Source organism: Mycobacterium sp. 1423905.2, from assembly GCF_001673155.1.
Taxonomy (GTDB): Bacteria; Actinomycetota; Actinomycetes; order Mycobacteriales; family Mycobacteriaceae; genus Mycobacterium.
The window spans coordinates 1-13,309 of record NZ_LZLE01000298.1; the positions used below are offsets into that span (position 1 = coordinate 1).

General features: G+C 68.0%; 12 protein-coding genes and 1 pseudogene. 11 read left to right on the plus strand and 2 right to left on the minus strand.

Annotation, left to right across the window (positions count from 1 at the left end; all coding sequences use genetic code 11):
- The 5 genes from A9W95_RS19405 to A9W95_RS19425 form a co-directional block, all read left to right on the plus strand.
- The coding region (locus A9W95_RS19405) for a class I adenylate-forming enzyme family protein (RefSeq protein WP_156746294.1) at window positions 1-409 on the plus strand (409 nt) is incomplete at its 5' end.
- A gap of 248 nt (window positions 410-657) precedes the next feature.
- Window positions 658-1,758 carry a PPE family protein gene (locus tag A9W95_RS19410; protein ID WP_067416405.1) on the plus strand — a complete coding sequence of 367 codons (1,101 nt, stop codon included), beginning with the start codon at window positions 658-660 and terminating at the stop codon, window positions 1,756-1,758.
- 225 nt (window positions 1,759-1,983) lie between these two features.
- Complete coding sequence (locus A9W95_RS19415; protein WP_067416408.1) at window positions 1,984-2,793, plus strand: PE domain-containing protein; 810 nt, start codon at window positions 1,984-1,986, stop codon at window positions 2,791-2,793.
- Window positions 2,794-2,805: 12 nt separating this feature from the next.
- Complete coding sequence (locus A9W95_RS19420; RefSeq protein ID WP_067416433.1) at window positions 2,806-3,939, plus strand: PPE family protein; 1,134 nt, start codon at window positions 2,806-2,808, stop codon at window positions 3,937-3,939.
- A gap of 64 nt (window positions 3,940-4,003) precedes the next feature.
- Window positions 4,004-7,210 (plus strand): carboxyl transferase domain-containing protein, encoded by a 3,207-nt coding sequence (locus A9W95_RS19425; protein WP_067416410.1) that lies wholly within the window; start codon window positions 4,004-4,006, stop codon window positions 7,208-7,210.
- Window positions 7,211-7,232: 22 nt separating this feature from the next.
- Here the strand turns inward: A9W95_RS19425 and A9W95_RS19430 are convergent, their stop codons facing one another.
- On the minus strand, window positions 7,233-7,571 hold the full coding sequence (locus tag A9W95_RS19430) for a PE-PGRS family protein (RefSeq protein WP_082983202.1): 339 nt from the start codon (window positions 7,569-7,571) through the stop codon (window positions 7,233-7,235).
- A gap of 105 nt (window positions 7,572-7,676) precedes the next feature.
- Here A9W95_RS19430 and A9W95_RS19435 point away from each other — a divergent pair, with 105 nt between their 5' ends.
- The 3 genes from A9W95_RS19435 to A9W95_RS19445 are packed head-to-tail and all read left to right on the plus strand — an operon-like array spanning window position 7,677 to window position 10,725.
- A complete protein-coding gene (locus A9W95_RS19435) occupies window positions 7,677-8,444 on the plus strand; it encodes an SDR family oxidoreductase (protein WP_067416416.1) in 768 nt (255 codons plus the stop codon).
- A complete protein-coding gene (locus A9W95_RS19440; protein ID WP_067416419.1) occupies window positions 8,441-9,625 on the plus strand; it encodes an acyl-CoA dehydrogenase family protein in 1,185 nt (394 codons plus the stop codon). The genes A9W95_RS19435 and A9W95_RS19440 overlap by 4 nt, the downstream gene beginning before the upstream one ends.
- Window positions 9,622-10,725: an acyl-CoA dehydrogenase family protein gene (locus A9W95_RS19445; RefSeq protein WP_067416422.1), complete on the plus strand. Its 1,104-nt coding sequence runs from the start codon at window positions 9,622-9,624 to the stop codon at window positions 10,723-10,725. The genes A9W95_RS19440 and A9W95_RS19445 overlap by 4 nt, the downstream gene beginning before the upstream one ends.
- A 67-nt stretch (window positions 10,726-10,792) precedes the next feature.
- Here the strand turns inward: A9W95_RS19445 and A9W95_RS19450 are convergent, their stop codons facing one another.
- Complete coding sequence (locus A9W95_RS19450) at window positions 10,793-11,530, minus strand: dienelactone hydrolase family protein (protein WP_067416425.1); 738 nt, start codon at window positions 11,528-11,530, stop codon at window positions 10,793-10,795.
- A gap of 151 nt (window positions 11,531-11,681) precedes the next feature.
- Here A9W95_RS19450 and A9W95_RS19455 point away from each other — a divergent pair, with 151 nt between their 5' ends.
- The 3 genes and pseudogenes from A9W95_RS19455 to A9W95_RS19465 form a co-directional block, all read left to right on the plus strand.
- Window positions 11,682-12,482: a thymidylate synthase gene (locus A9W95_RS19455; RefSeq protein WP_067416427.1), complete on the plus strand. Its 801-nt coding sequence runs from the start codon at window positions 11,682-11,684 to the stop codon at window positions 12,480-12,482.
- The gene (locus tag A9W95_RS19460; RefSeq protein ID WP_067416430.1) at window positions 12,479-12,973 is read left to right on the plus strand and encodes a dihydrofolate reductase; all 495 of its coding nucleotides are present in this window, start codon (window positions 12,479-12,481) and stop codon (window positions 12,971-12,973) included. Before A9W95_RS19455 ends, A9W95_RS19460 begins: the two co-directional genes overlap by 4 nt.
- Window positions 12,974-13,058: 85 nt before the next feature.
- Window positions 13,059-13,309 (plus strand): annotated as a pseudogene (locus tag A9W95_RS19465) (DivIVA domain-containing protein); the annotation flags it as partial.

The following is a 13,309-nucleotide window of genomic DNA, read 5'->3' on the forward strand; positions in this document are numbered from 1 at the left end:
CACCGCCGCCACCATCATCGATGGCTGGCTGCACACCGGTGACGTGGTGCGCGTCGACGAGGCGGGCCGCGTGCACATCATCGACCGCCTCAAGGACATCATTAACAGAGGTGGTGAAAACGTCTCCAGTGTCGAGGTCGAGGCCGCGCTGCTGGCGGCGCCCAACGTCGCCGACGCCTGTGTGCTCGCGGTGCCCGACGAGGTGATGGGGGAGAAGGTCGGCGCGGTGCTGGTCGGCGAGCAGATCGATGTCGGGGCGGTCATCGAGCACTGCCGGGGCCAACTTGCCGACTTCAAGGTGCCGCAATACGTCACCGTCATGCCGACGCCATTGCCGCGCAACGCCGGGGGGAAGTTGCTCAAAGGCAAACTGCGCGAACAGGTTCAGTGGGGTCAGCCGTTGCGCTGAAAGTATTGCGCTCACGAAGATTTGAACTTTCTTAGAGCTTCAGCGCTCTTCCTTGACTAGGTCAACAGTGACACGGTCGGATAGTTAGCGACTCAGGCTGCCCGCTTAGGCGCCTGAGGTCGTCGGCGGCATCGACGCCGCGGGGGTGACTGCGACGAGCTGGGCGCCACGCTGGCGGCGACCCTGACGAACATGCTTCTGCAGGGACCGCCAGCCGCGACGCCCCTAACGAAAAACGGATTGCCCAAGTGGACTTTGGCGCTCTACCTCCAGAGGTCAACTCCGCGTGCATGTACGCCGGCGCGGGTGCGGCGCCGCTGCTGGCGGCCGCCGGCGCGTGGAACGGTATTGCGTCCGAGTTGACTGCTACCGCGGCCTCTTTCGAGTCGGTCGTCACCCGGCTGACCAGTGAGCAGTGGCTGGGTCCCGCGTCGCTGTCGATGGTTGCCGCGGCGCAACCGCAGATTGAGTGGTTGTCCTACGCCGCCGACTGCTCGGCGCTCGCGGCGGCCCAGGCCATGGCTTCTGTGGCCGCGTACGAGACGGCGTTTGCCATGACCGTCCCGCCCGCCGCGGTCGCCGCCAACAGAGCGCAGCTGGCCTATCTGACCGCAACTAACGTCTTCGGGCAGAACGTGCCGGCTATCGCGGCCACCGAAGCACGCTACGGCGAAATGTGGGCTCAAGATGCTGCCGCCATGTATCGCTATGCGGCCTCCAGCTCGGTCGCCGGCCGACTGAACCCGCTGACCAGCCCGGCGGAGGTCACCAACCCGGCGGGGATCGGCAATCAGATGAGTCTGGGCAGCGTGGTCAGCACCGGGCCCGACGCCGTCATGAGTCTTGCCTCCCCGGCCACACCGGAGGGCAGTGCTTCGGTGGTGGACTTGATCCGCCAGCTCGACAGCACCCACTTCCCGTGGCTCGACGCGTTCCATCACAACCGAGCCACCTTCTGGGACTACATCATCGGTTTGACGACTTCTGGGCAGCCGGTGGACGACGCCGACACTGACCTCACCCCGGCCGCTCTGGGTGTCACACGGGCGGCCACAGCGGCGCACTCGGTCACGGCCGCGGCGGCCGCACCACCGCCACAGGCCAGCTGGGGCAGGGCGGCCTCGGTCGGTCGCCTGTCGGTGCCGCCAAGCTGGTCCGCGGCGGCACCGGCGATGACCCTCGAGGCCCCCGCAGCGGGCACGGGTTGGGCAGTTCCCGGCGAGGACGACGCGTTTGGCGGGACGCCGCCGACGCCCGGAATGCCGGCATCCGACGAAGACGCCGCCTCCCTGGCGAGGCCCCGGTACGGCGTGAAGCCCACCGTGATGCCGACCCGAGGCCTCTTCTGACCCGGTGATTCCGGCCGTTCGCTGCGGCCTCAGTCGCACCGGGGAGACCCGGCCAACTCAACCGCGCCACGCTGCTTAATGCCGTTCCGCTTAGCACGGTGAGATGTCACCCTCGACAAGACGGTGTTAACAAGGCGCCGCCTGAGTTACCAGCCCGTGACATGGATTCATCTCCGGCCTCACGGGAACCATTCCGCCACCACTTTCACACCACAAGGAGCAGGAATGTCGTTTTTGACCGCACAACCCCAAGAGCTGGCCGCGGCCGCCGGCAAGCTCGGGGCCGTCGGCTCGGTGCTGGCCGCCCAGAACGCGGCCGCGGCAGCCCCGACCACCGGCCTGCCTCCGGCGGCCGCCGACGAAGTGTCCGCTCTGCAAGCGTCGCTGTTCACTGCCTACGGCACCCTGTACCAGCAGGTCAGCAGCGAAGCCACGGCCCTGTACGACTCGTTCGTCAACACCCTCGGCGTCAGCGCCGGCACCTACGAAGCCACCGAGGCGGCCAATTCCTCCGCAGCAGCCTCCCCGTTCGCCGGGGCACTGGCGGGTGCCGCCACCCCCGCCGAGGCCGTGCCGAGTCCGATCTCAGACATCGCCAACATCTTGGATGTCGGCGCCGGAAACACCGCTTCCGCCGCCTCCGACCTGCTCGGCCTGGCCAATGGCGGGCTTCTGGTGCCCGCCGGCGACGCGGCCGCCGACAGCGCCGGCGCCGAAGGTGTGGCGGCCGCAGGGTTCACGTCGACCGCCGGCCCCCAGGTCGCTCCCGTCGCGGCGGGAGCGGTCGGCTCGGCGCCGGCCGGCGCATTGTCCGCACCGGCGAGCTGGGGCGCACCGGCCACGTTGGTGTCCAGCACCGGCGTCCGAGCGCTGCCCGGCGCAGGGTGGACCGCCGCCCCACAGGCCGCGCCGACCACCCTCCTTCCCGGCGCCCCCGGTTTGGCTGCCGCGACTCGCAACAGCGCCGGTTTCGGAGCGCCTCGCTACGGCGTCAAGCCGCTCGTCATGCCCAAGCCAGAGCTCATCGGAACGTAAGGAAAAACCATGATCGACTTCGGAGCCCTGCCCCCCGAGATCAACTCCGCGCGGATGTACGTCGGCGCCGGAGCCGCACCGATGATGGCCGCCGCGACCGCGTGGAACGGCTTGTCCGTCGAACTGAGCACGACGGCCGACTCCTTCGAATCGGTGATCACCCAGCTGACCACCGAGCAATGGATGGGTCCCGCGTCGCTGTCGATGGCGGCGGCCGCCCAGCCATTCCTGGCGTGGTTGACCTACACCGCCGAGTCGACGGCACTGGCCGGTACCCAGGCGATCGCCTCGGCCGCCGCCTACGAGACGGCGTTCGCCATGACGGTGCCCCCGGCCGAGGTGGCCGCCAACCGGGCCCTGCTCGCCACCTTGGTCGCCACCAACATCCTGGGTCAGAACACGCCCGCTATCGCGGCCACCGAGGCGCAATACGGCGAGATGTGGGCACAGGACGCGCTGGCCATGTACGGCTATGCGGCTTCCTCGGCAGCCGCCGGGAGGCTCAACCCGTTGACGTCACCGGCGCGCCTCACCAACCCCGCCGGGCTGACCAGCCAAGCCGCCGCCGTCAGCCAGGCCGCCGCTGCCAACTCCGTCCAGCAGGTCGGCCTGAGCAACTTCATCACCAACGCCCCCAACGCGGCCATGAGCATGGCCTCACCACTGGCCGCAGAAGCAGTGGACACGCTGCCAGAAGACATCTCCGAATTGGTCGATAACGCCGTCAACGGCGTGGTCAACACCGCGGCCTGGTTCAGCATGGCCGGCATCACCAGCGCGATCTTCCTCGGCCACACCCTGCAGACCCTCGGTCCCGCCGCCGGTGGAGCCGCCACGGCCCTGCCGGGCGCGGCCGGTGCCGCCGCGTTGGCGAATTCGGTGACGCCCGCCGGCGCCGCCCTGGGTGCGGCCGGCTCGGTCGGCGGGTTGTCCGTGCCGGCGAGTTGGTCCACCGCCGCACCAGCGGTGACGGTCGGTACGACGGCGGCCGAGGGCAGCGGCTGGGCGGTACCCGAGGAAGCCGGTGCGGTCGCGGGACTGCCGGGCGCACCGGGTATCGCCGCGGCCGGCAAGGGCACCGGCGCGTACGCGGGCCCGCGATACGGGTTCAAGCCCACCGTTATGCCCAAACAAGTGGTCGTGTGACGGGGAGGTGCGCGGCCAGCCGACCGGCAAGACGTAATCTAGCCGCTATGCGGCGGTTCCCGGTATGACCCTGCTGATCGCCAACCGAGGCGAGATTGCGCTCCGAATCATCCGGACGGCAACAGAATTGGGTATCGCGACCGTCGCCGTCTACGCCGAGGACGACGCCGAGAGCCCGCATGTGCATGCGGCCGACGAAGCGATTTGCGTCTCCGGCTATCTGGACCAGGCCGCGATCTTGGCTGCCGCGAAACAGGCCGGCGCCCAATTCATTCACCCCGGTTACGGATTCCTCAGCGAAAACGCCGAATTCGCCCGCGCCTGCGTGGCCGCCGGATACACCTTCGTCGGCCCGGACGCCGAGGTGCTCGAACTCGTGGGCAACAAGTCGTCGGCTCGCCGTGCTGCCGTGGCGGCCGGTGTCACGGTGCTGGCCGCCACCGACGGGCCGAGCAGCATCGAGGACGTCCGCGAGTTCTTCGCGGCCCGCGACGGCGCGGTCATGATCAAGGCGCTCGCCGGTGGCGGCGGCAGGGGCATGCGGCGGGTCGAGCGCGCCGACCAGCTAGACGACGCCTACCGCCAATGCGCCGCGGAGGCGCAACTGGGTTTCGGTGACGCGTCGGTGTTCGCCGAGGAAATGCTCGACGGCGCACGTCATATCGAGGTGCAGATCGTCGCCGCACCAGCGGGCCATCAGACGCGTGCGCTGGCCCTCGGCGACCGCGACTGCAGCATCCAGCGGCGCTACCAGAAGCTCATCGAAATCGCCCCTGCGCAAGGCCTTTCCGACCCCGTCCGTCGGGATCTGCATCAAGCTGCGGCCCGGTTGTGCGCCAGGGTGAGACTGCGGGGACTGGCCACCGTCGAATTCCTGGTCAGCGGCGACAGATTCGTCTTCCTCGAGATCAACCCGCGCATCCAGGTCGAACACACGGTCACCGAAGAAGTGACCGGTATCGATCTCGTCGCCGCCCAATTGTCCATCGCCCGGGGTGCGTCCTACTACGAGCTGCGGTTGCCGGCCGGAATCGCCTCTGATGGTCTGGAGGTCATCGGTGAACCGGTCGCGCCCCGTGGCATCGCCATTCAGACTCGGGTGAACATGGAGACGTTCGCCGCCGACGGCTCGGTGCTGCCCACCACGGGAACGTTGACCGCGTTTTCCCTGCCAAGTGGACCGGGTGTGCGCGTCGACACCTACGGCCGGGCCGGTCTTACCCCCAGCCCCCGATACGACTCTCTGCTGGCCAAGGTCGTCACCCATATCCACGGTTCGGACTTTCCGGCGGCGGTGCGCAAAGCGCGCATCGCGCTCGGCGAATTCGGCGTCGAGGGCATCGGCACCAACATCGCTTTCCTCCGAGAAATGCTGCACCACAATGACATTCAGTCCGGCACTGTGCCGACGACATTCCTCGACGGCAAGCTGCCTGAATTGGCGGCCGCGACGCTGTCCCACCGGCATCAGCATGCGGCGGGTCCGGTCGAGTTGTATCCGGGTGAGGAAGCGCTGCGCGCTCAATTGGCCGGCACCGTCGTCGAGATCGCCCCGCAGGGTGCCGAACTCGCCGCCGGACAGCAGGCCGCGGTGCTCGAAGCGATGAAAATGCAGCACGTCCTGGTGGCCCCGGCCGGGGTGCGCATTGTGCGCACTCTGGTGGTACCCGGGCAGGTGGTCGGGACCGGAGATCCTTTGCTCGTCTTCACCCGCAGCGACGCGGGCGGTGACGGTGGGTCGACCTCATCCGCGCTGGACCTCGACCGGTCTCGCGCCGACTTGGACGAGGTGCGGGAGCGCCATCGCATGACCCGCGACGAGGGTCGCGAAGCCGCGGTTGCCAAGCGGCACAAGCGGGGTCGGCGCACCGCCCGGGAGAACATCGCCGACCTGATCGACGAGGGCAGCTTCGTCGAATACGGCGCGCTGGCGATCGCCGCCCAGCGCAGCCGGCGCTCCGAGGAAGACCTGATCGCCAACACGCCCGCCGACGGCCTGGTGGCCGGCCTGGCGACCATCGGCGCCGATCGGGTCGGGCAGGCCGCGGCCGAGGCCGTCGTGGTGTCGTATGACTACACCGTGCTGGCCGGTACCCAAGGCATGCGCAACCACGCCAAGACCGATCGGATCTTCGAGCTGGCCGCCCGAAAGCGGCTGCCGGTGGTGCTGTTTGCCGAGGGAGGTGGCGGCCGGCCCGGAGACACCGATGTGGGTGGCCTGGCGGGACTGGACGTACCGACCTTCCGTATGTTGGCCGGTCTGAGCGGGCGGGTGCCGCTGATCTCCATCGTCTCCGGTCGGTGCTTCGCCGGCAACGCCGCATTGGCCGGCGTCTGCGACGTCATCATCGCCACGCCGGACGCCAACATCGGCATGGGCGGCCCGGCCATGATCGAGGGCGGTGGGCTCGGAGTGTATCCGCCCGAGGCTATCGGGCCGATCGACGTGCAGCGGCACAACGGCGTGGTGAGCCTGGTCGCCCGCGACGAGTCACACGCGGTGGCGCTCGCCAAGCAGTATCTGTCGTACTTCCAGGGCAGCAGTGCTGATTGGGAAGCGCCTGACCCACGCCTGACGCGACATGTCGTGCCGGAGCATCGGTTACACGCCTACGACGTGCACCGCGCGATCGAGTCGATCGTCGATATCGGGTCCGTCCTCGAACTACGCGCGGACTACGGCGTCGGGGTGGTCACCGCGCTGGTCCGCGTCGAGGGGGTGGCATACGGACTGATCGCCAACAGCAGCCACCACCTGGGTGGCGCCATAGACGCCGAGGCCGCAGACAAAGTCGGCGACTTCCTCACCCTGTGCGAGTCATTCCGGCTGCCCGTGATCTCCCTGTGTGACACACCGGGATTCATGGTCGGACCCGACTCGGAAAAGGACGCTACGGTCCGGCGATTCGGCAGGATGTTCATCCTCGGTGCCCGACTGACGGTGCCGCTCGGCATGATCATCCTGCGCAAAGGCTACGGCCTGGGCGCAATGGCCATGGCCGGCGGTTCCTTCCGCGCGCCGCAATTCACCATCGCCTGGCCCACCGGCGAAATCGGCGGCATGGGACTGGAAGGCGCTGTGCGACTGGGCTTTAGCAAAGAATTGGCTGCCGCACCGGACGAAGCCGAGCGCCAAGCGCTGTTCGAGCGTCTGGTCGCCGCTGCCTATCAGCACGGCAAAGCGCTACGGTCGGCGACCACGTTCGAGCTTGACGACGTCATCGACCCGGCAGACTCCCGCGCATGGATCACCAGGCTGCGGAGAGCCTGACGGACCGCCCGCTCAGCGGTCGTTAAGCGTGGCCGCCACCGCAGCCGACGCCCGGAAGGCAGCCGCTGCCGCCCGGCTCACCGCCGGGACCCCAGAACTGTCCTCCGTTGCCGCAGCCCAAACCGGGAATGCAGCCTTGGCCGCCCGGGCCGCCGTTCGGGCCGTTGTCCTGACCACCGGAACCGCAGTTGCCGTTGGGGTCGCAACCGCCGCCGCCTGGGCCGGGCGGGTCGTCCTTGAATACGACGTGAGTTGCGGCCGGACTGGTCATCGCCGGGCCGGTCGCCGCAACGTCGGCTGACGCCATGGGCGCCGCGGCGATCGCTGTAGCGACAGCCCCGGCCACCACGAGTGGTTTGATGAGGTTTATTTTCGCTAACATTCGTGACGCGTACCACACGAAGACACGTGTCAAACATCGCCCGCGAAATCGGCTTCACTGGTTGCAACAGAAGGGCATATCGCAATGACGTCTCTGGACTTGACCGGCCGGACCGCCATCGTCACCGGCGCCTCCCGGGGGATCGGATTGGCCACGGCGCAACGTCTCGCCGAAGCGGGAGCCAACGTCGTGCTGACCGCCCGAAAGCAGGAATCGGCCGATGCGGCCGCCGCGCAAGTGGGTGATCGTGCGCTGGGGGTGGGCGCCCACGCGGTCGACGAGGACGCGGCCCGCCGCTGCGTCGACCTCACCCTCGAACGCTTCGGCAGCGTGGACATCCTGATCAACAACGCGGGGACCAACCCGGCGTACGGTCCGCTGATCGACCAGGATCACGCCCGCTTCACCAAGATCTTCGACGTCAACCTGTGGGCTCCGCTGCTGTGGACCTCGCTGGTGGTCAAGTCCTGGATGGGTGAGAACGGCGGCGCCATCGTCAACACCGCCTCGATCGGCGGCCTGCACCAGTCCCCGGCCATGGGCATGTACAACGCGACCAAGGCCGCGCTCATCCACGTCACCAAGCAACTGGCACTGGAACTTTCACCGGGCATCCGAGTCAACGCCATCTGCCCGGGTGTGGTGCGGACCAGGCTCGCCGAGGCGCTGTGGAAAGACCACGAGGATCCGCTGGCCAAGTCGATCGCGCTGGGGCGCATCGGAGAACCGGTCGACGTCGCCGACGCGGTCGTTTTCCTGGTGTCGGACGCGGCAAGCTGGATCACCGGAGAAACCATGGTCATCGACGGCGGCACGGTGCTCGGGCCGGCCCAAGGATTCCAAAGCCAGTGAGCACCGAAGCGGACCTGACCGAGCGGGTACGCACCCTGCTCGCCGAGCATGACCCCGCGACAACGGACGCTAAGACATTCCTCGGGGCGCGGTTCGACGCGGGTCTGGCCTGGGTGCACTTCCCGCACGGGATCGGCGGGCTGGACCTGCCCCACACCCACCAAGCGCTCGTCGACGCCCAACTCGCCGCGGCCGGTGCACCGCCGGCCGGCGGCGGCCGCAACATCATCGGCATCGGGATGGCCGCGCCGACCATCGCCGCCTTCGGCACCACAGAACAGCAACGGAAGTTCTTGCGGCCGTTGTTCACCGGAGAACACCTGTACTGCCAGTTGTTCAGCGAGCCCGGCGCCGGCTCGGATTTGGCCGCCGCGGCCACCCGCGCCGTCCGCGACGGCGACGAATGGATAGTCAACGGCCAAAAAGTGTGGACATCGATGGCCCAACACGCCCAAATGGCCATCCTCGTCGCCCGCACCGATCCCAACGTGCCCAAACACGTTGGCTTGACGTACTTCCTGTGTGACATGCGGCAACCCGGCATTGACATCCGGCCGCTGCGCCAGATCACCGGGGAGGCCGAGTTCAACGAGGTATTCCTCACCGACGTTCGAGTGCCCGACGCCAACCGGCTCGGCCCAGAGGGCGGGGGCTGGCGGGTCGCTACCACCACGCTGAACAACGAGCGCGTCGCCATCGGCTCGCGTTCGGGCACCCCACGCGAGGGCCATCACATCGGCAAGCTCACCGAGGCGTGGCGCGCCGAACCTGCGCTGCGCGACCCGGCCCTGCACGACGAGCTGATGCGGTTGTGGGTCGAGGCCGAAGTGTTGCGTCTCAGCGGTGAGCGGCTGCGCCAGCAAGCCGCCAGCGGCCAGCCCGGACCCGAGGGCGCGGGCATGAAGATCGCTTTCGCGCGGTTGGCGCAACAGATTTCGGGCTTCGAGCTGGAGATGAACCCCGAAGCGGGGTTGCACTACGACGACTGGGCACTACGCCGGCCCGAGACGGTCGACTTGACCGGCCGGGAAGCCGGCTACCGCTATCTGCGCGCCCGCGGCAACTCCATCGAAGGCGGCACGTCGGAGATCCTGCGCAACACCATCTCCGAGCGGGTGCTCGGTCTGCCCGGCGAACACCGGGTCGACAAGGACGTGGCGTTTAAGGACATCCCACGGTGAGTACCGCTGATCTGCTGTACTCCGACACCGAAGAAGCCCTGCGGGACAGCGTGCGTCAGTTGTTCGCCGACCGCTGCCCGCCCGAGGCCGTCGTCACCGCCTACGACCAAGCGGCGCAGGACTTTTCGTCGGTGTGGCGAACGTTGGCCGCCGAACTCGGGGTGGCCGGACTGTTGATCCCGGAGTCACTCGGCGGTGCCGGCGCCACTGCCCGCGAGGCCGCTGTGGTCATGGAGGAGATCGGTCGGGCGGTGGCCCCGGTGCCATTCCTGTCCAGTGCGGTGCTCGCCACCGTTGCGTTGTTGCGTGCCGGGGATACCGAGACGCTCGCGGCGCTGGCTGAGGGGACGACCACGGCCGCACTGGTGGCGCCGTTGTCCACCGCACCCGATGACGCGGTCAGTGAAGTCACCCGTGCCGCCGACGGTTTGACCGGAGCGGTCAGCAGTGTCGCCGGCGCAGCCGCAGCCGACGTGTTGGTCGTACCGGTTGCTGGTACGGAAGGTGTTGAACTGCATACCGTTTCCCGCGACGCTGCGGGTGTGGCAGTGTCACCGCGGTTGGCGTTCGACATGACTCGTCCCCTTGCGGACGTGCGGTTCTCGGGAGCGGCGTCGTCGCGGGTCGGCACCGGTTCGGCGGAGGCGGCGATCGCTGCGGCGCTGCGGACCGGCGCGGCCTTGCTGGCCAGCGAGCAACTCGGCCTGGCCCAGTGGTGTTTCGCGACCACGTTGGAGTACACCAAGCAGCGCAAGCAATTCGGTCGTGCCATCGGCTCGTACCAGGCGATCAAGCATCGGTTGGCTGATCTGTGGCTGGAGGTCAACTCCGCGACGGCGGCCGCCCGATACGCCGCGGACACCTGTGCTCGGGATGACGAGGACGCTGCAGTGGCCGCCGCGTTGGCCCAGGCTTACTGCAGCGGGGTAGCGGTGCACGCCGCGGAGGAGTGCGTGCAATTGCACGGCGGCATCGGCATGACGTGGGAGTATCCGGCGCACCTGTATCTGAAGCGGGCCAAAAGTGACCAGTTGGCGTTGGGAACCGCCTACCGGCATCGCGCGCGACTGGCCCAATTGGTCGACCTGCCGCCCACTTAACCGCGAGCAGACACAAACTCGCATGACACGCCGAGGCCCGACGCGAGTTTGCGTCTGCTCGCCGCGGTTAGGTGAGGGCCGCGCCGAAAACTTCGGTCATCGCCGCCCAATGGCGTTCGGCGGCCGAGACGCTGTACGGCGGGTTGTCCGGTACCGCGAACCCGTGGCCGGCCGGGTACCACTCGATGCGGTGCTGCACATCGGCGGCGGTGAGCGCCTTCTCCAGTTGCTCGGCGTGATCCTTGGTGAACGAGGCGTCGTTCTGGGCGCCGCCGACGTACACAAAGCCGTTCATCTGGTCGGCCAGCAGGTGGGGGCTGTCGGGCCCGTCGGTGACCAGCCCACCGCCGTGGAAGGACGCCGCCGCCGCGACCCGGTCGGGGAGACGACCGGCCAGCAGGACCGATATCCGCCCGCCCATGCAGTAGCCGCAGACGCCGAAGCGCTCGCCGCTGACCTCCGGCCGAGCGACTAGGTAGTCGAAGAGGGCACCAGCGTCGCGGGTGATGCGGTCGGGAGTCAGGGTGCCGATCAGAAACATGATGCGGGCACGCTCTTTGGCATCGCCGAAGGCGGTCGCCATGTCGAACGGCGCCCAGTCGCCCTCGCGGTAGTACACGTCGGGCAGCAGCACCGCGTAGCCGTATCCGGCGAGCTTGGCCGCCATGTGGTCGAAGGTGTCACGTACGCCTCCGGCGTCGGGGAACATGACCACACCCGGCCAGGGGCCCTGTCCTTCGGGGGTGAACAGCTGGACGGGACAAGTTCCGTCCGGGGTGTCGACGGTGTCTTTGATGTTCGGCATGGCACCCGTTCTACTCCCGTCGATCGCCGGGGAGAATAGCGGCGACCCGCCGCGCCCGGCTTCGCCGCGCTTGCGATCGCCGCTGGACACACCGGCGGCGACCCGCCGCGCCCGGCTTCGCCGCGCTTGCGATCGCCGCTAAGCTGGCCGCGTGCCGATCGCCACGCCCTACGAGGATCTGCTGCGCCTGGTGCTCGAAACGGGAGCGGCCAAATCCGACCGCACCGGCACCGGCACCCGCAGCCTGTTCGGCCAGCAGATCCGCTACGACCTATCGGCCGGATTCCCGTTGCTCACCACCAAGAAAGTTCACTTCAAATCGGTGGCATACGAGTTGCTGTGGTTTCTGCGCGGCGAGTCCAACGTCGGCTGGTTACAAGAACACGGCGTCACCATCTGGGACGAATGGGCCAGCGAGAACGGCGATCTCGGCCCTATCTACGGTGTGCAGTGGCGCTCTTGGCCGACACCGTCGGGCGACCACATCGACCAGATCAGCGCGGCGCTCGAACTACTGCGCACCGACCCCGATTCGCGGCGCATCATCGTCTCGGCGTGGAACGTCAGCGACATCCCGCGCATGGCGCTGCCGCCCTGCCATGCCTTCTTCCAGTTCTACGTCGCCGACGGGCGGCTGAGCTGCCAGTTGTACCAGCGCAGCGCCGACCTGTTCCTCGGGGTGCCGTTCAATATCGCCAGCTACGCCCTGCTCACCCACATGATGGCCGCCCAAGCCGGATTGTCGGTCGGCGAATTCGTCTGGACCGGCGGTGACTGCCACATTTACGACAACCACGTCGAGCAGGTCACCGAGCAACTGCGCCGCGAAGCCCGGCCTTACCCCAAACTGATTCTGGCGCAGCGGAATTCGATTTTCGACTACACCTATGACGACATCAAAGTCGAGAATTACGACCCGCACCCCGCGATCAAAGCCCCCGTCGCTGTATGACCCAGACACCCGAACTGGGCTTGGTATGGGCTCAGTCCACGTCCGGCGTCATCGGCCGCGGCGGCGACATCCCCTGGCGGTTACCCGAGGACCTGGCTCGGTTTAAACAGGTGACTCTGGGTCACACCGTGGTGATGGGGCGACGCACCTGGGACTCGCTGCCCGCCCGCGTGCGACCGCTGCCCGGGCGGCGCAACGTGGTGCTGTCCCGCCAGGCCGGCTTCACGGCGGACGGCGCGCAAGTGGTGCGGTCCCTCGAGCAGGCCATCAACGGTGATGACACGTGGGTGATCGGCGGCGGAGAGGTCTATGCGCTCGCACTGCCGCTGGCCACGCGCTGCGAAGTCACCGAAGTGGACATCGACCTGCCGCGCGACGATGAAGACGCGCTGGCCCCCGTCCTCGACGAGGACTGGGTAGGGGAGACAGGGGAGTGGCTGGTCAGCAGCGGGGGGCTGCGCTACCGGTTCCACAGCTACTCTCGGGCATAAGCGGTCGTGTCCTGACCACCGGCGTCCGGGACCGAAATGCGGCCTACCAACTTTTGACCAGGTGTTCGACGAAAGGGGGAAGCAGGTGACCGAACCCGCGAAGGTGTTCTCACGCAAGTTCTGGGGCTACGATCCGGTCGCGGTCGACGCCCAGATCGAAGCGTTGACCACCAGACAACAGTTGCTGCGCGACGACGTGGAAAACCTTCGAGCCAGGCTGCGCAACTCCGGCGATGAAGTGGCCGCGCTGCGCAAGGAAGTCGCGCAGCTCACCGAGACCTCACCGGCACCCCACGCGGTGCAACAGCGGATGGCCAAGATGCTGCGCAATGCGGT